Here is a 16,371-nt window from a genome sequence, read left to right as displayed (position 1 = left end):
GTCGACGCGCAGGCCCGGAATGCCGTAGCCCAGGGCACGCGCCGCGAAGGTCGTCAGATTGCCGCCGGCAATGCCGGAGAAGGTCGAGATCGCCCACTGGTTGTTGACGATGTTGAGGATCACTGGCGCCCGGTAGACGCCGGCGAAGGTGCAGGCGTTGTGGAAGTCGCCCTCCGCCGTCGCCCCGTCGCCGATCCAGGCGGCGGCGATGCGGCTGTCGCCCTTGATCGCCGATGCCATCGCCCAGCCCACCGCCTGCGGATATTGGGTGCCGAGATTGCCGGAGATTGAGAAGAAGCCCGCCTCCCGGTCCGAATACATGATCGGAAGCTGCCGGCCCTTCAGCTTGTCGCCTTTATTCGAATAAACCTGGCACATCATCTCGGTCAGTGGATAATCCCGCGCCACGAGAAGCCCCTGCTGGCGATAGGTCGGGAAGCACATGTCCTCGCGGTCGAGCGCGTGCGCCGCAGCGACGGCGACCGCCTCTTCGCCCAGGGATTTCATGTAGAAGCTCGTCTTGCCCTGCCGCTGGGCGCGGAACATGCGCTCGTCGTAAATGCGGACCAAAGCCATGTCGCGGAGCATCCGGCGGAGCGTGTCTCCATCCAGCCGCGGGTCCCATGGACCGACCGCCTTCGCCTCATCGTCGAGGACGCGGATCAACGTATAGGGAAGATCGCGGATTTCAGACGGCGCAACGGCGATGTCTGGGCGCGGAACGCTGCCCGCCGCCGGGATGGCGATATGGCTGAAGTCGACGTCGTCGCCGGGGCGGGCGTCGGGTTCGGGCACATGCAGGGCGAGCGCCGGCCGGTTGGGGCGCTTCGTGTCGCTGGTCATTCTCTACCCATCGGTCAATGCGATTGGCCGCCGCTTAGTGCATTTTCCGGGCTTGTGCACCCCTGTTGCGCGGCGGCTCTGGATGCGCGAACCTAAAGGCAAAGGAGTTACCATCCATGCTTCACCGCCTCGTTGCCGGATTCGCCCTGTTGCTGCTCGCCGCCTGCTTTCCGGTGGCGCCGCAGGTGCCCTTGGGCCCCAGCTATTATGTGATGCGGCACCTCAACACGCCGCAGGGCGTGCAGGACCCCGATCTGACGGCGGAGGGGCAAAGGCTTGCAGCCCTGCTCCCCGGCTTCTTCCAGGACGATCCGCCGCGGACCATCTTCGTCTCGAACACGAAGCGGGCACAGCAGACGGCGGAGCCGCTGGCACGCGCGCTGGGCATTACGCCGCGCATCTACGATCCTTCCGATACTGCGGCTCTCGTGCGGATGGTGCAGGCGGAAACGGGCGGCGCGGTGCTGGTCGTGGGCCATTCGAACACCGTGCCCGACATCGTGGAGCAGCTTGGCGGCACCCGGCCGGCGCCGCTCACTCATCCCGACTTCGGCGACATCTGGCACATCAGCCCCGCGACGGGGAGCACATTGAAGCTCCGCATCGACGGCTGAGCGCGGCTTAGAGGTCGACGCAGGAGGCGATCGCCTCGAGCTTTCTGATCCGCTCTTTAAGATCGGCAAGTTCGATCCGCTCCATGGTAGGGCTGCGGCTTTCCGTTGCGCGGTGTCCGGCCAGCTCCAGCCGCTTCAAGTCCAGCCACCCCTTCCAGCCCTTAAGTCCTGCGAAGGCGGCGATGCTGAGGCCGATAAGGCCGGAGCTTGCCATGGCGATGATCGTCATCGGTTCGGTCATGTCGGTTCCTCCCTGAACCTTGGTCGCGCGCTGCTTACCGCAGCTTGTCGATTTCGTTGGCGAGGCTCGTGTTCGAGCTGGTGACGTAGGTTTCGACCTCGGCCATGCGCCGGTCGATGTCGCGCATCGAGGCGTTGAGATCATAGGTCGATCGACCGCCCCGGAGCGTGCTTATATCCTCCGCTTCATAAGCGCCGATCGGCATCGGCTTGGCGAGCCAGGCGGCGAGGCCATAAGCGATCAGCGTCCACGGGAACGCGCCAAGCAGGGTCACCACCACCGCGCCGATGCGAACGAAGGTCGGATCGATGTTGAAGTGGTTGGCGATGCCGGCGCAGACGCCCATGAACTTGCCGTTGCGGCGGTCGAGATAGAATTTCCTGCGGGCCATAGTCTTTCCTCCTGTTTTCGGTTTCGTCAGCCGCGGGCGGCCTTCATGGCTTCCAGTTCGGCATCGATTTCGTCGGATGCGCGGAGCTCGGCGATTTCCTCTTCAAGCGTTTTGGGCACGGCCAGGGCGAGCGCTTCGGCGCGGCCTTCGGCAATGTCGGCGCGACGCTCCAGCACCTCGAAGCTCGAAAAAGCCTCCTCCACCTTCTCGCCCGCATACATTTCGCGGAGGCGCACGCGGTTGTGGGCGCTCTCCAACCGGTTTGCGATCTGGTTCTGACGCATGCGCGCCTCGCGAAGCTTCGACTGGAGTTTGGAAATATCCGCCTCATAGGCACGGAGCCCCGCATTCAGCGTCGCGATCTCCGCCTCCAGACTCTCGGCGAGGTCGGCGGCCTTGCGCTTTTCGACGAGTGCGGCCTTAGCCAGATCCTCGCGGTCGCGGCTCAGCGCCAGCTCGGCCTTTTCCGTCCAGTTCGCCTGGATCATCTCCAGCCGCGACACCTGACGGCGCATCTCCTTCTGGTCGGCAATGGTGCGCGCGGCGGAGGCACGGACTTCGACCAAAGTCTCTTCCATCTCCATGATCATCACGCGGATCATCTTCGCCGGATCTTCCGCCTTATCGAGAAGGTCGGTGAAGTTGGCTGCGACGATGTCGCGGGTCCTGGTGAAGATGCTCATGGGTATCAGATCCTTGATTGATTGGATGGGCAGCGGCCGGATGATTCCGGAGGGGAGGAAAGCTCCCCGGCCCGCCACCGCCAGCTCAGGCACGGGCTTCGGCCTGAACGGGGGTCGTTTCCGCAACCCGCGCCGGGCCGACTGCGGCGCCGACGACGGTGGTGGTGAGGATGATCGCCCCCAGTACGGAAACGGCGGCTTGTCCCAATTTTCCTACGTTCAACATTGTCATTCTCCCGGCTCTCACTTGGTTTGCCCTCTACGCTCCACGAGCTGTGCCAAGTTTTAGAAAGGCGCAGATTTCCGCCATTCTTTTAGGTGCCGCAGCCGATGAGGGATCGCTGTGATGGGATTTCCCACCAAGTGATGGCTACGACATTGGGAGAATTCGCCACCCATTATGGAAGTTGGCCGGACTTCCGCTCCGCCTGCCCTTGCGGTAAAGCTTTGCCGGGCAAATTGAGGCAATTTTTCCGTGACTTCAGCCGTCTACATTGTTGACGACGACCGCGACGTTCGCTCGTCGATCAGCTTCATGCTTGGGACGGCTGGACGGCTCACGCGTGCCTTTGCCGGCGGCCAGGATTTCCTCGACAGTCTCGACCATCTGGAGCCCGGCTGCATCCTTCTCGACATTCGCATGCCCGACATCGACGGCGTCGAGGTGCTGGAGGCGCTCAACAAACGCGGCATCACCTGGCCTGTCATCATCATGACCGGGCATGGCGAAGTGGCACTCGCCGTTCAAACGATGAAAATGGGCGCGCTCGACTTCGTCGAGAAGCCGTTCGAGGAGGATGTGCTGCTCGGCTCGCTCGAAAAGGCGTGTGATTCGCTGGCGGCCGCAGTGGGCAAGGGCGAGACGAAGCGCGAAGCGAAGGCGAAGCTCGAAAGCCTGACGCCGCGCGAACGCCAGGTGCTTCAGGGCTTGGTGGGAGGGCTCTCCAACAAAGGCATCGCCAATCATCTTGGGATCAGCCTCCGCACCGCGGAAATGCACCGCGCGCACATGATGCAGCGGCTCGGTGCAAGGAGCCTCGCCGATGCCGTTAATTTCGCGACAGACGCAGGGTTGGAGCCGCTCAGATAGCTTCGGGTGCGGAACGATTTCGGCGGATTCCCATTGAAGCTATCAAACGGCTTCGGCCGGCAACAAGGCTTGAACGGAGCCGGTCGCTCGTAGAGAGGTCGGTCCTTCTTGGAGATTGACGTGACGGATTCGCAAGACAAAGCGGCGATGGGGATCGCCGGCTTCGACGACATTTTGACGGGCGGCCTGACGCGGGGCCGCGTCTACCTGCTCGAGGGCAATCCTGGCACCGGCAAGACGACCGTCGCTACCCAATTCCTAATGGAAGGGGCGCGAAACGGCGAACGCGGCCTCTACATCACCCTGTCGGAGACCGAGGACGAGCTTCGCGAGAGCGCCGCGTCCCACGGCTGGCAGTTCGACGACACGGTCACGATCTTCGAACTCGTCCCGCCGGAGAGCCTGCTCGACGAGGCGCAGCAGCAGAGCCTTCTCTATTCGTCGGACCTTGAACTCGGCGAGACGACGCGGCGCATCTTCGAGACTGTCGAGCGGGTGAAGCCGAGCCGCGTCGTGCTCGACAGCCTTTCGGAAATCCGCCTCCTTGCCCAGGGGTCGCTCCGCTACCGGCGCCAGATCCTCTCCCTCAAACATTATTTCGCCAAGAACGGAGCGACGGTCCTCCTGCTCGATGATCTCACCTCCGGCGCCGATGACAAGAGCGTTCACAGCGTCGCCCATGCGGTGATGCGCCTCGAGGAATTGTCGCCGAGCTATGGCCCCGAACGGCGGCGGCTCCGCGTGCTCAAATATCGGGGCCAGAAATATCGCGGGGGCTTCCACGATTTCTGTATCAAGACGGGCGGCATCCACGTTTTCCCGCGGCTGGTTTCTGCCGAGCACAAGACCAACTTCGAACGAACCAGGCTGCCTACGAGTTCGAACGAGCTCAACCAGCTGCTGGGCGGCGGCATCGAACGCGGGTCGAGCACCTTGATCATCGGCCCTGCCGGAACCGGCAAGTCGCTGCTGGCACTTCTAATCGCTATCGCCGCCATCGAGCGGGGAGAACGCGCGGCGGCGTTCATCTTCGACGAGGAGCTGGGCCTGCTGTTCGAAAGGGCGAAGGGCCTCGGGATCGATCTGCAGGGGATGGCCGATTCCGGTTCGCTCCTAATCGAGCAGGTAGATGCGGCGGAGCTTTCGCCGGGCGAGTTCACGCAGAAAGCCCGCTCGTGCGTCGAAAAGGCGGGCGTCACGACTCTGATCGTCGACAGCCTAAACGGCTATCAGGCGGCCATGCCGGAGGAGCAGGCGCTGGTCCTCCATATGCATGAAATGCTGCAATATTTGAACCGTCAGGGCGTAACGACGTTGTTGACGGTGGCCCAGCATGGTCTTGTCGGCGACATGAAGTCGCCCGTCGACGTCACTTACCTCGCCGATACCGTGGTCCTGCTGCGCTATTTCGAGGCCCTTGGCCGGGTTCGCCGCGCGATTTCGGTCATCAAGAAGCGCACAGGCTCGCATGAAGACACGATCCGCGAATATCTTATCGACTCCCGCGGGATCACGCTCGGCGAACCGTTGCATGAGTTCCAGGGCGTGTTGAAAGGCGTGCCCACCTATCTAGGCGAAGGCCAGCCGCTCCTGCGCGAACGGGTGTAATGAGGACGAGCGTTTCGGAACGCGTCCTCGTCTGCGCGCCCTTGGGCCGCGACGCGCAGGTCGCGTGCGAAATGCTGAGCGAGGCGGGTCTCGAGGCGGAAGTCTGTGCCGGCCTTCCGGACCTTTTGTCGCGAATGGACAGAGGCGCAGGCTGCGCCGTCCTGACCGAGGAAGCGCTCGACACGGCCGACCTCCATCCAATGGCGGCCTGGATAGAGGCTCAGCCCGAATGGTCGGATTTCCCGTTCGTGCTGCTGACGGCGCGCGGCGGCGGGCTGGAGCGCAACCCGGCCGCAAAGCGCTACCTCGACATTCTCGGAAACGTCACCTTCCTCGAACGCCCTTTCCATCCCACAACCTTCGTCAGCCTTGCCGAAGCATCGGTGCGCGGCCGCCGGCGGCAATATGAGGCCCGGTCGAGGCTGGAAGATCTGAAGGAGAGCGCCGACCGGCTGGCGGAAGAACGGCAGCGGCTGGAGACGCTTAACAGCACCGGCGCGGAATTGGCGGCGATCCTCGACCGCACGGATGCGGTGCAGCGGGTCACCGACGCCGGCGTCGCGCTGACCGGCGCCCAGTTCGGCGCCTTCTTCCACAATGTCATCGACGACAAAGGCGAGAGCTACATGCTCTATTCGCTGTCGGGCGTCGATCGTTCCGAATTCGACAAATTCCCGATGCCGCGCGCCACGCACGTGTTCGAGCCGACCTTCGTAGGCGCAGGCATCATCCGTTCGGACGACATCACGCAGGACGAGCGCTACGGCAAGAACGCGCCTTATAAAGGCATGCCGGAGGGGCATCTGCCCGTGCGGAGCTACCTTGCCGTGCCGGTCTTCTCCCGCTTCGGTCAGGTGATGGGGGGCCTCTTCTTCGGTCATGCCGAGCCCGCCAAGTTCACTCAGCAGCACGAGCAAGTGCTCACCGGGCTCGCCGGACAGGCCGCGATCGCGTTGGACAATGCAGATCTTTTCCGCGCGGCCGAGCGCGAACTGGAGGTACGACGCAGGACCGAGGCTGAGCTGAAGGCCAGCAACGACCGCTTCCGCGCCGCCATCGACGCCGTACAGGGCGTGCTCTGGACCAACAATGCCAACGGAGAAATGGAAGGGGAGCAGCACAGCTGGGCTGCGCTCACCGGGCAAACTTATGAGCAATATCGCGGCTACGGCTGGTCCGACGCCGTGCATCCCGAAGACCGGGAGCCGACGGTCCAGGCCTGGAACCGCGCCGTCGAGGAGCGACGGACCTTCGTGTTCGAGCACCGCCTACGCCGCCGCGACGGGGAATGGCGGAATTTCTCGATCCGGGCTGTTCCAATCTTCGGCGCGGAAGACGAGATCATCCAGTGGGTCGGCGTCCATACCGACATCACCGCGCAACGCGCGGCGGAGGCGGCACTGCTCCAGCTCAACTCGACGCTGGAAGAGCGCGTGGTGGAAGAGGCGACGGAGCGGCAGGAAGCGCAAAGCCAGCTTCGCCAGGCGCAGAAGATGGATGCGATCGGCCAGCTGACCGGCGGCATCGCGCACGACTTCAACAACCTCCTGACCCCGATCCTTGGCGGCCTCGACATGCTTCGCCAGCGTCTGGACGGAGACGAGCGCGCGCAGCGGACGATTGGCATGGCGCTCCAGGCGACGACCCGGGCTTCGACGCTGGTGCAAAGGCTGCTTGCATTCGCGAGGCGGCAGGACCTCCAGCCGCGCCCAGTTAATGTGACCGCCCTCCTCGAAGGCATGGAGGAGCTGGTCACCCGATCCATCGGCGCTCAGATCGCAGTGGAGGTGGACGCGCCCGCCGACCTGCCGCCGGCGCAGGTCGACCCCAACCAGCTTGAGCTCGCAATCCTCAACCTCGCCATCAATGCCCGCGACGCAATGCCGGACGGCGGTACGGTCAGGATCCACGGCAGCCATCGCGTGCTTGACGCGTCGACCGACGATCTCGACCCTGGCGAATATGTCCGCATTTGTGTGTCGGACGAAGGCGTCGGCATGGACGAGGAAACGCTTCGCCGCGCGACCGAGCCCTTCTTCTCCACCAAGGGGCTCGGCAAGGGTACCGGCCTCGGCGTCTCGATGGTGCACGGCCTTGCCGCACAATCGGGCGGCGCGCTCCGCCTGACGAGCACGCCCGGCGAGGGCACGACCGCCGAAATCTGGCTTCCGGTCGCCCAGACCGCGGCGGAGCAGCCGGCCGCCTTCATCTCACGGCCTATTCTGGCCCATGATGGCGGCACAGTGCTTCTCGTGGACGATGAAGAGCTGGTCCGGATCGGCACGGCCGAGATGCTTCAGGAATTCGGCTACGATGTGGTTCAGGCAGGCTCCGGCGCCGAAGCGCTGGTCATCCTTCGCGAGAAGAAGGTGGCGGTGGATGCGCTCGTCACCGATTTCCTGATGCCCGGCATGAATGGCGCTACGCTGGCGCAGGAAGCGCGGCAGATCGTCCCGGGCCTCCCCGTCCTCATCATCACCGGCTATTCGAACATCGCTGAAGGACCTGGTGCGGACCTACCCCGCCTCCACAAGCCTTTCCGCCAGTCGGAGCTTGCAAGTCAGGTGGCGCGGCTCATGTCGGCGCGGCCCGGCACCTTCTCCGAAACTGCCTGAACAATCTCACTGCGGCGCTCCTGCCCCTCAAGGTCGCTCCGCCGCCGCCGCTCGCCGGTGTCGGGGCGCGTCACCTCCAGGATCTTGGCGCCGCCCATGAACACCGCGCCCGTACAGCAGGCGAAGAAGAGCCAGCCGATGAAGCCAGGATATTGCTCCATATATTGAAGGCCGCGGGTTACTGCCCCGACGCCGAGCGCATAGATGACGGCGCAGGCTTCGAACCGCGTCTTGATAATGAACAGGCGCTTGAACTTCCGGAACATGCCTGGAAACAAGCAAGCACCGTGCCAGTGGCGATTTTCCGCCACTTCCGAATGAATATGGTTACCAGCTTGTAAACTATTCCGACGAAAGCGGCCGATCAGGCATAGGCAAGCAGACTGTCACGCTTGGCCGCCAGCTCCTCATATGGGGCACCCTGACCCGCGCCCGCGACACTCGCCATGGCGCGGTCGAGCCGCTCGCGCGAGCGTGGGCTCATCTCGCCGATCGACGAGGCGATGTCCTGCATCTCGACCATGTCGCCCGAGCAATGGAGGCCGGCATCGCAGCCCGCCTCGACCACGCTCCGCGCGCGGTCGGCGAAGCGACCCGATAGCGCATGCATGCTGAGATCGTCCGACATAAGGAAGCCGTCGAATCCGATGCGGCCGCGGATGATCGCCTCGATGACGATGGGCGAGAGACTGGCGCAGCGCTCATTGTCCCAGGCAGTGTAGACGACGTGCGCGGTCATCCCCATCGGCGCGTTGCGAAGCGTCGTGAAGGGTTCGAGGTCGATCTCAAGCGCCTCCTCGGACGCGTCTACCACCGGCAGCTCGAGATGGCTGTCGACAGGCGCCCTACCGTGTCCCGGCATATGCTTGACGACGCCGACGACTCCCGCCGCCGCCATGCCTTCCAGCACCGCCCGTCCGAGCGCCGCCACCTGCATCGGCTCATAGCCGAGAGCGCGGTCGCCGATGATGGACGAGGCGCCTTCCTCCCGCACGTCGAGGAGCGGCAGGCAATTGACGTTGACGCCGACCTCGCGCAGCACGACCGCGATCGCCTGCGCATTGGCGCGCGCCGCTTCGATCGCGCTTGCCGGGGCGACGCGGTAGAGATCGGCGAAACGCTCGGCGGTCGGGAATTCCGGCCAGACCGGCGGCCGCATGCGGGCAACCCGCCCGCCTTCCTGGTCGATCAGGATTGGAACGTCGTCGCGGCCGTGAAGCGCCCGGAGGCTGTCGGTCAGCGTCCGCATCTGATCCTTATCTTCGCAGTTGCGCGCGAACAGGATGTAGCCGGCGGGGTCGGCGTCGCGGAAGAAATCGCGTTCGTCGGGCGTAAGGCTGAGGCCCGACATTCCATAGATGACCGGCTGCATTCTAGTCCTTCAATTTACGCGTACGCAGGTCTCGCCGGCGATGTTGAGGCGTCCGCAAATGCCCGCCGCATCGGGACCGGAAGCCCTGAGGCGGTACAGCGTCTTATCGCCGCTTTTCACCGGAACGACTGAATAGGACAGCGGCTGAAGATATTTGAATCGTGCGAAGAGCGCCTTCCACGCCGCGTTAGCCGAAGCCTCGCTTGAAAAGGCTCCGAGCTGGATCGTGCCTCCGCCTGCTACGGCTCTGGGGGGCGGAGTAACCTGCGGCGGCGCTCCTTCGCGAGACGCACCTTCGGGCCCCTTTTCGGGCGGCGGAGGACCGACCTCTTCCTTCTGGCGCGGGGGCATAGCGACGGGCGCTTCGGGAACTGCGCTCATGTCGATCCTGCCCTGCGGTTCGGCGCCCTCGCTTGCGGCGAAGGCTGTGTCACCCTCGCCCTCCACGTCCATGCCGCCGGGATCGTCGGGTGCCACCTTGTAGGGCGTCGCGGGCGCGGCGATCAGCTCGCCCGTTCCTTCAGTCGCCCCCTGCTGCGACCACCAGCTATAGCCGCCGACGACGGCGCCGAGCAGAACGAGCCCGAGAAGCACCAGCCCCAGCACCTTGCCCATCGACGGGCCGTGGGATGCGGGCGCTTCCTCCTCTACCGGTTCGAGCCAGGGCAGCCGGTCTTCGTCCGCCCGCATGTCGCTCATCAGTGCATCTCCTCCGCGGCGGCCACGCCCATGATGCCGAGGCCGTTGCGGATAATCTGCCCGATCCCGCTCGCAAGTTCCAGCCGCGCCCGCGTCAATTCCGGCCGGTCGGCGAGGAGAAAGCGCTTTTGCGGATCATCGTTGCCCTTGTTCCACTGTGCGTGAAATGCGGCGGCAAGATCACCGAGATAAAAGGCGACGCGATGCGGCTCGTGCGCCAGCGCCGCGCCCTCAACGATACGCGGATATTGGGCGGCAAGCTTCACCAGCGAGAGCTCATCCGCGTCGAGCAGCGTAAGGTCCGCGGCTGCGGAGATATCGATGCCCTCCTCCTTCGCCTTCCGATGCAGCGAGCAAATGCGGGCATGGGCATATTGAACATAGAAGACTGGGTTGTCCTTCGACGCCTCCACCACCTTGGCGAAGTCGAAGTCCATTTGGGCGTCGTTCTTCCGCGTCAGCATGGTGAAGCGCACGACGTCCTTGCCGACCTCCTCGACCACTTCCGCGAGCGTGACGAAGCTCCCCGACCGCTTCGACATCTTGACCAGCTCGCCGGCGCGTAGCAGCCGCACCATCTGCACGATCTTGACGTCGAGCGCGGGGCGGCCTGCAAGCGCCTGCACCGCCGCTTGGGTCCGCTTCACCGTACCCGTGTGGTCGGCGCCCCAGACGTTGATTAGTTCGTCCGACTTCTGAAGCTTCTGCATATGATAGGCGGTGTCGGCCGCGAAATAGGTCCAGCTGCCGTCCGACTTCTTGATCGGCCGGTCCTGGTCGTCGCCGAACTCGGTGGAGCGGAACAGGAGCAGCTCCGTCGCTTCCCAATCGTCCAGCGTCTTGCCCTTGGGCGGCGGCAGCGTGCCGCGATAGACGAGGCCCTTTTCGCTGAGCAGATCGAAGGCACGGTCGACGGCGCCCGATTCCTGCACCTCCCGCTCCGACGCAAACAGGTCGTGATGCACCCCGAGCGTAGCCAGATCGGACCGGATAAGGTCGAGCATCGCCGCCACGGTCTTGCGACGGAATGTCTCAAGCCACTCCCCCTCGGGCGTGTCGGCATAGGTGTCGCCATATTCCGCCGCCAGCGCCTCGCCGACCGGCTTCAGATAATCGCCGGGGTAAAGCCCTTCCGGTATCTCGCCGATCTGCCGGCCGAGCGCTTCCTGGTAGCGGAGGTGTGCAGAGCGGGCGAGCGTGTCGACCTGCGCGCCCGCATCGTTGACATAATATTCCCGGGTGACAGCATAGCCGGCATGCTGGAGCAGGCTCGCCAGCGCGTCGCCCACCACGGCGCCCCGGCAATGGCCCATATGCATTGGCCCTGTCGGGTTGGCCGAGACATACTCGACATTGACCCGCTGACCGCCGCCGACCTGCGAGCGGCCGTAATCTCCGCCCGCCGCGAGGATCGCCCGCAGCTCCTCCTGCCAGATGGCGGGAGCAAGCCGGATGTTGATGAAGCCGGGCCCGGCAATCTCCGCGCTCTCCACCTCCTCGAGCTCCGAAAGCTTCGGCGCGATGAGCTCGGCCAGCGCGCGCGGGTTCATGCCCGCGCCCTTGGCAAGCACCATCGCCGCGTTGGTCGCGAGATCGCCGTGCGAAGGATCGCGCGGCGGCTCCACCGCCACCGCCTTTCGAACCACACCGCGCACCAGCTGTCCCTCGGCTTCGAGAGCGTCGAGAATGGCATCGATATGCGCGGCAAAGCGGGCGTAGAGTGTCACGTATTCATCCAGCGGTTGGAAAGGCGGCGCTGTAGCGGATGCGCCCGCCTAAAGTCGAGTGGCCTAGAAGGCCTCCGGAAGCTCGACCTTGCCGACATGCTGGCGGTATTGAGCGATGGCGTAGCGGTCCGTCATCCCGGCGATGAAATCGCCTATAGAGCGTGCAAGATTGTCCCCGGCCTTGGGTCGCCATTCCGCGGGGAGCCGGGACGGCTCCGACGCATAGGCGGCGAACAGCCCGGCAATCACCTTCTGCGCCTCGGCGCGAACGGCGCTCACCTCAGGCGCCTCGTACATGTGCGCATAGAGGAAGCGCTTCAGCTGCCGCTCCTCGGCGGCCACTGCCGATGAGAAGCCGGCAAGCGCCCTTCCCGCCGTCCTCACGTCGTTGGCTGACGCAACACCGTTCTCGGCGACGCGTCGCTGCGTCTCCTCCAGCACGTCGTTAACCATGAAGCCGATCTGGTCCCGCACCAGCTCTGGAAGCAGCCTCGCCTCCTCCACCTCGGGATAGCTGGCGCGCACCTTCTCCCAGCTTCGCGCCACGAGCGGCACGGAAAGCAGGTCGCCCAGCGTGAACAGCCCCGCCCGAAGGCCGTCATCGATGTCGTGATTGTCGTAGGCGATATCGTCAGAGATCGCCGCCACCTGCGCTTCGAGGCTCGGCCAGCTCTGAAGCTCCAGCGGATACTCCGCATCCGCTTCGACCATCGCCCAGGTCGGCGCCTCGACCGGCCCATTATGCTTGGCGAGCCCCTCCAACGTCTCCCAGCTGAGATTGAGGCCGGCATGGCGCGGGTAAGGCGTCTCTAGCTTCGTCAGCAGCCGGATCGTATGGGCATTATGGTCGAACCCGCCCGCGCCCGCCATCGCCTCCTGCAGCGCATCCTCGCCCGCATGGCCGAACGGCGGATGGCCAATATCGTGGGCGAGGCACAGCGCCTCGGTCAGATCCTCGTTCAGCCCCAGCGCCCGCGCAATCGTGCGGCCAATCTGCGCGACCTCGAGGCTGTGGGTCAGGCGAACGCGAAAATGATCGCCGTCGGGCGCGACGAACACCTGCGTCTTGTGGCGGAGGCGGCGGAACGGGACGGAATGGATGATCCGGTCGCGGTCGCGCTGGAATGCGTCGCGGGGCCCGCGCGTGCCGCTTTGTTCAGGATGAAGCCGCCCCCGCGACCGTGCGGGGTCGGAAGCGTACGGGGCCGGCGGCCTCACTTGGCCGTAAGCTTCTCGATCGCCTGACCCGCGTCGCTCGTCCAGCTGAAGCTGGAGATGCTCGCTTTGTTGAGTTCGTTCACGAATTCGCGGGCCTCTTTCTCGGTCTTGAACGGACCGACGAGAAGCCGATTAGTCGCGCGATAGGGCGCCGTCCACGCCGTTTTGCCGTCGAGCAGCTTCGGCGCCTTGCCCTTCAGCCGCTTGAACTCGGCCCCGAAGGCCGCCTTGTTCTGCGCGGCGGCGAGCTGAACCCAGATGCGGCTCGGCTCCTTGGGCTTGGCGGGTTCGGCCTTCTTCGCGGCGGTCTTTGTGCCTTCCTTCTTCGCCTGCGTCTTAGCTTCGGCGGTCTTTGCTGGTTCCGCCTTTTTCGCCGGTGCTTTCGCTTCAGCCTTTTTGGCGGCGGCCGGCTTCTCAGCAACCTCCGCTTTCTCAGCGGGCAAGTCGGGGAGCGACTGCACCACAGCCGCCACATCCGCGAAATTGAGGCGGGAAGACGATGCCGGTGCGGAGGCGGGCGTTGCAACCGGCTCAGGCACTGGAACCAGCGGAGCCTGCGCCTGAGCCTCAGAAGGCAGAAGCTCGGCGGCCGCCACGGGCTGCGCAGGCGGAAGCTGCACGGGCTGCGACACTTGCACCGGAACGGCAGCGGCCGCAGTCGTCACGGGAGGCAGCATCGTTGCGGCAGGCGTGGTGTTGACGGTGGTGGAAGCGGGCCGCTGCGTCGTTCGAGAAACGACGCCACGGCCCGCCAATTCAAAATTTGTCGGGCGCCGGGGCTGAGAAGCGTCGGCCGTCCGTACCGGCTTGGGCGCAGGCTGCTGCACGTCCGGCTGCGCAGGCGTAATGGATGGCACGGCCGCCGGCTGCTGCGGCGTTGCGGCCGACGCGAAACGCGCCCCCTGCGGAAAATGGCCGAAGTGCACCGCAAGCGCCTTGTCGGCGGCGCTGAGCTGCGGGAGTTGGACGAGGAACGGCCGGATCGCCACCGTCTGCGACGGCATAGCAGTCCGCACGGCGTTGATCGCGCCTTCGGTATCGCCGGTCAGCGCCAGCACGAAGGCGTTGGCGCGCCATGCGGCCCGCTCCTGCCGCTGTAGCTGCGGAGCGAGCAGTGCAAGCGCTCCGGCCTTGTCGCCGCTGATCGCTTTCGACAGCGCCATGCGCCGCTCGACCTCGGGATCGCGATTATAGAGTAAAGCCGCGGCATAATCGGCTTGGGCCCTAGCCGGATCGCCGATCATGTCGTAAGCGAGGCCGCGATCCTTGATGTAGAGGCTAGCAGGCGCCCCAGCAGCAGCGGCCTCGGCGAAAAACTTGAGCGCCGCCTGCGGCTGCATATTGTGCGCGAAGGCCGATCCCATGCCCGCCTTCACGCGGCCGTCGCGCGGCGCCACTTCCTCTGCACGCGCGAAGAAGGCGAGCGCCGCCTGCGTGTCGCCAAGCTCCAGCGCCGCATTGCCCGCGCCGAGCAAAGCCGTGAGGTTCTTCGGCATCGCAGCAAGCGTGCGCACATGATTGGCGAGCGTCGTCGCAGCGCCGCTTTCCATCGGCTGCACCACGGCACCGCTCGGATATCGAACATTCTGGGCCCCTGCCACGCCGGCATGAAGCCCGGTCGCAAGCAGTCCCGCGCTCCACAGGAAGCGCCCCGCTCTCAATGAAATCATGCGCGCGATTAGACCGTCCAGAACCTTTACCGGCAATGTCTAAGCCGCTGAAATAGCGACGGGCTGGCGCTCCGCTGCGGTGAAGCGGGAGCGCCAGCCCGGTATAAGGTGGAACGACTTACTGGTTGTTCTGGCGATTGAGGAAGCGCGGAATGTCGAGCGGATCGCGCTCGTTCTTCTCTTCCGGCACCTGTGCCTTGGCGGCGCCGCGAGCGATGTTCGACATGCGCTCGAACAAAGTGCCGCCGCTGGCCGGACGCGGCGCGGGCGCCGGCTCCTGAAGCCACGGGCGGGTGCCATTCGAGGTCTTGGGCTCCTCGGCGACATCGTCGATGAAGCTGGTCGGTTCCTCCGGCGCGTCGGCAACATTCTCGTCGCCGAGCAGAAGCTCCTCGCCTTCGTCTTCGGCGGTCTCGTCAAGCACCAGCTCGTCGGCGGGCGCTTCCTCGGTCAGCTCCAGATCTTCGGCGACTTCCTGCTGCGCTTCGGCTTCGGCAGAAGCTTCCTCGGCGATCGGCTCCGGCTCGAACAGCTTCGGTTCGGTGGGGCGGGCGGCGCCCGGGAAGGTGAACACCTTGGCGGCGGACGGCGCCGGCTGGCTCACCTGCTCGGCATCGATGCCGGTGGCAACAACCGACACGCGGATGCGGCCTTCCAGCTCGTTGTTGAACGCTGAGCCCCAGATGATGTTGGCGTCGGGATCGACCAGATCCTTGATGTGGTTGGCGGCCTCGTCGACCTCCATCAGGCGCATGTCCTCGCCGCCGGTGATCGAGATGATGACGCCCTTGGCGCCCTTCATGCTGACGCCGTCGAGCAGCGGGTTGGCGATCGCCTTTTCGGCCGCTTCGATGGCCCGATTGTCGCCGGACGCTTCGCCCGTGCCCATCATCGCCTTGCCCATCTCGCCCATGACGGAGCGGACGTCGGCGAAGTCGAGGTTGATGAGGCCCGGCATGACCATCAGGTCGGTGATGCCGCGGACGCCCTGCTGAAGGACTTCGTCCGCCATCTGGAACGCTTCCTTGAAGGTCGTGTTCGGGTTGGCGATCCGGAAGAGGTTCTGGTTCGGGATGACGATCAGGGTGTCGACATGCTGCTGAAGCTCTTCGATGCCGCTTTCCGCCGAACGCGTGCGGCGGTTGCCTTCGAAACTGAACGGCTTCGTCACGACGCCGACGGTGAGGATGCCCTTCTCGCGCGCGACCTTGGCGATGACGGGTGCAGCGCCGGTGCCGGTGCCGCCGCCCATTCCGGCGGCGATGAAGCACATATGCGCGCCTTCAAGCGCCTTTTCGATGTCCATGATGGTTTCTTCGGCGGCCGCCTTGCCGATTTCCGGCCGCGATCCGGCGCCGAGACCCTGGGTGATCTTGAGGCCCAATTGGATGCGCTGATCGGCGACCGAGGCATTCAATGCCTGAGCGTCCGTATTGGCGACGATGAAGTCGACCCCCTGCACGTCCGACGCGATCATATTGGCAACGGCGTTACCACCCGCGCCGCCGACGCCGATGACGCTGATCCGCGGCCGAAGCTCGTCCACTTCAGGCCGGATGAAGTCGATGCTCATTGGGTAACCTCCCCCTAGATTCCAACG

The 16,371-nt window shown here is 65.0% G+C and carries 16 protein-coding genes; 4 read left to right on the top strand and 12 right to left on the bottom strand.

The window, feature by feature from the left end; translation table 11 throughout:
• The coding region (locus VGD10_RS06015) for a 3-methyl-2-oxobutanoate dehydrogenase (2-methylpropanoyl-transferring) subunit alpha (protein ID WP_331039899.1) at positions 1-843 on the bottom strand (843 nt) is incomplete at its 3' end.
• Positions 844-959: 116 nt separating this feature from the next.
• On the opposite strand from VGD10_RS06015, the gene VGD10_RS06010 reads away from it, so the two are divergent.
• Positions 960-1,457 (top strand): phosphoglycerate mutase family protein, encoded by a 498-nt coding sequence (locus tag VGD10_RS06010; protein WP_331039898.1) that lies wholly within the window; start codon positions 960-962, stop codon positions 1,455-1,457.
• A 7-nt stretch (positions 1,458-1,464) separates the two neighbouring features.
• Here the strand turns inward: VGD10_RS06010 and VGD10_RS06005 are convergent, their stop codons facing one another.
• The 4 genes from VGD10_RS06005 to VGD10_RS05990 form a co-directional block, all read right to left on the bottom strand.
• On the bottom strand, positions 1,465-1,698 hold the full coding sequence (locus VGD10_RS06005) for a hypothetical protein (RefSeq protein ID WP_331039897.1): 234 nt from the start codon (positions 1,696-1,698) through the stop codon (positions 1,465-1,467).
• Positions 1,699-1,732: 34 nt separating this feature from the next.
• On the bottom strand, positions 1,733-2,089 hold the full coding sequence (locus tag VGD10_RS06000) for a PspC domain-containing protein (protein ID WP_331039896.1): 357 nt from the start codon (positions 2,087-2,089) through the stop codon (positions 1,733-1,735).
• A 26-nt stretch (positions 2,090-2,115) separates the two neighbouring features.
• On the bottom strand, positions 2,116-2,772 hold the full coding sequence (pspA, locus tag VGD10_RS05995) for a phage shock protein PspA (protein WP_331039895.1): 657 nt from the start codon (positions 2,770-2,772) through the stop codon (positions 2,116-2,118).
• Positions 2,773-2,857: 85 nt separating this feature from the next.
• Entirely contained in the window at positions 2,858-2,998 is a 141-nt protein-coding gene (locus tag VGD10_RS05990; protein WP_331039894.1) for a hypothetical protein, read from the bottom strand.
• A 249-nt stretch (positions 2,999-3,247) separates the two neighbouring features.
• Between VGD10_RS05990 and VGD10_RS05985 the strand changes: the two genes are divergently transcribed.
• From VGD10_RS05985 to VGD10_RS05975, 3 genes are all read left to right on the top strand, one after another.
• Positions 3,248-3,862 carry a response regulator transcription factor gene (locus tag VGD10_RS05985; protein WP_331039893.1) on the top strand — a complete coding sequence of 205 codons (615 nt, stop codon included), beginning with the start codon at positions 3,248-3,250 and terminating at the stop codon, positions 3,860-3,862.
• A gap of 147 nt (positions 3,863-4,009) precedes the next feature.
• Positions 4,010-5,470, top strand: a complete 1,461-nt coding sequence (locus VGD10_RS05980; RefSeq protein WP_331039901.1) for an ATPase domain-containing protein — start codon at positions 4,010-4,012, stop codon at positions 5,468-5,470.
• Positions 5,470-8,085: a GAF domain-containing hybrid sensor histidine kinase/response regulator gene (locus tag VGD10_RS05975; RefSeq protein WP_331039892.1), complete on the top strand. Its 2,616-nt coding sequence runs from the start codon at positions 5,470-5,472 to the stop codon at positions 8,083-8,085. The genes VGD10_RS05980 and VGD10_RS05975 overlap by 1 nt, the downstream gene beginning before the upstream one ends.
• On the opposite strand, the gene VGD10_RS05970 is transcribed toward VGD10_RS05975, so the two are convergent.
• From VGD10_RS05970 to ftsZ, 7 genes are all read right to left on the bottom strand, one after another.
• The gene (locus tag VGD10_RS05970; protein WP_331039891.1) at positions 8,031-8,351 is read right to left on the bottom strand and encodes a hypothetical protein; all 321 of its coding nucleotides are present in this window, start codon (positions 8,349-8,351) and stop codon (positions 8,031-8,033) included. The genes VGD10_RS05975 and VGD10_RS05970 overlap by 55 nt on opposite strands.
• Positions 8,352-8,449: 98 nt before the next feature.
• On the bottom strand, positions 8,450-9,457 hold the full coding sequence (gene nagZ, locus VGD10_RS05965; protein WP_331039890.1) for a beta-N-acetylhexosaminidase: 1,008 nt from the start codon (positions 9,455-9,457) through the stop codon (positions 8,450-8,452).
• A 9-nt stretch (positions 9,458-9,466) separates the two neighbouring features.
• Complete coding sequence (locus VGD10_RS05960) at positions 9,467-10,156, bottom strand: SPOR domain-containing protein (RefSeq protein WP_331039889.1); 690 nt, start codon at positions 10,154-10,156, stop codon at positions 9,467-9,469.
• Positions 10,156-11,883, bottom strand: a complete 1,728-nt coding sequence (gene argS, locus VGD10_RS05955; protein ID WP_331039888.1) for an arginine--tRNA ligase — start codon at positions 11,881-11,883, stop codon at positions 10,156-10,158. The genes VGD10_RS05960 and argS overlap by 1 nt, the downstream gene beginning before the upstream one ends.
• A gap of 63 nt (positions 11,884-11,946) precedes the next feature.
• Positions 11,947-13,101, bottom strand: a complete 1,155-nt coding sequence (locus tag VGD10_RS05950) for a deoxyguanosinetriphosphate triphosphohydrolase (protein ID WP_331039887.1) — start codon at positions 13,099-13,101, stop codon at positions 11,947-11,949.
• Positions 13,098-14,771 (bottom strand): SPOR domain-containing protein, encoded by a 1,674-nt coding sequence (locus VGD10_RS05945; RefSeq protein WP_331039886.1) that lies wholly within the window; start codon positions 14,769-14,771, stop codon positions 13,098-13,100. Before VGD10_RS05945 ends, VGD10_RS05950 begins: the two co-directional genes overlap by 4 nt.
• Before the next feature lie 118 nt (positions 14,772-14,889).
• A complete protein-coding gene (gene ftsZ / locus VGD10_RS05940; protein WP_331039885.1) occupies positions 14,890-16,344 on the bottom strand; it encodes a cell division protein FtsZ in 1,455 nt (484 codons plus the stop codon).
• Positions 16,345-16,371 lie beyond the last annotated feature (27 nt).

Source organism: Allosphingosinicella sp. (genome assembly GCF_036402135.1).
Lineage (GTDB): Bacteria > Pseudomonadota > Alphaproteobacteria > Sphingomonadales > Sphingomonadaceae > Allosphingosinicella.
Note: the sequence above shows the minus strand (reverse complement) of the source record. Positions and strands in the feature narration are given on the sequence as shown.

Bases quoted from the DNA above. Each gene is read 5' to 3' on its own strand.
- VGD10_RS06010 (WP_331039898.1), top strand. From the start codon at position 960: ATGCTTCACCGCCTCGTTGCCGGATTCGCCCTGTTGCTGCTCGCCGCC.
- VGD10_RS06005 (WP_331039897.1), bottom strand. From the start codon at position 1,698: ATGACCGAACCGATGACGATCATCGCCATGGCAAGCTCCGGCCTTATC.
- VGD10_RS06000 (WP_331039896.1), bottom strand. From the start codon at position 2,089: ATGGCCCGCAGGAAATTCTATCTCGACCGCCGCAACGGCAAGTTCATG.
- pspA (WP_331039895.1), bottom strand. From the start codon at position 2,772: ATGAGCATCTTCACCAGGACCCGCGACATCGTCGCAGCCAACTTCACC.
- VGD10_RS05990 (WP_331039894.1), bottom strand. From the start codon at position 2,998: ATGTTGAACGTAGGAAAATTGGGACAAGCCGCCGTTTCCGTACTGGGG.
- VGD10_RS05980 (WP_331039901.1), top strand. From the start codon at position 4,010: ATGGGGATCGCCGGCTTCGACGACATTTTGACGGGCGGCCTGACGCGG.
- VGD10_RS05975 (WP_331039892.1), top strand. From the start codon at position 5,470: ATGAGGACGAGCGTTTCGGAACGCGTCCTCGTCTGCGCGCCCTTGGGC.
- VGD10_RS05970 (WP_331039891.1), bottom strand. From the start codon at position 8,351: ATGTTCCGGAAGTTCAAGCGCCTGTTCATTATCAAGACGCGGTTCGAA.
- nagZ (WP_331039890.1), bottom strand. From the start codon at position 9,457: ATGCAGCCGGTCATCTATGGAATGTCGGGCCTCAGCCTTACGCCCGAC.
- VGD10_RS05960 (WP_331039889.1), bottom strand. From the start codon at position 10,156: ATGAGCGACATGCGGGCGGACGAAGACCGGCTGCCCTGGCTCGAACCG.
- VGD10_RS05945 (WP_331039886.1), bottom strand. From the start codon at position 14,771: ATGATTTCATTGAGAGCGGGGCGCTTCCTGTGGAGCGCGGGACTGCTT.
- ftsZ (WP_331039885.1), bottom strand. From the start codon at position 16,344: ATGAGCATCGACTTCATCCGGCCTGAAGTGGACGAGCTTCGGCCGCGG.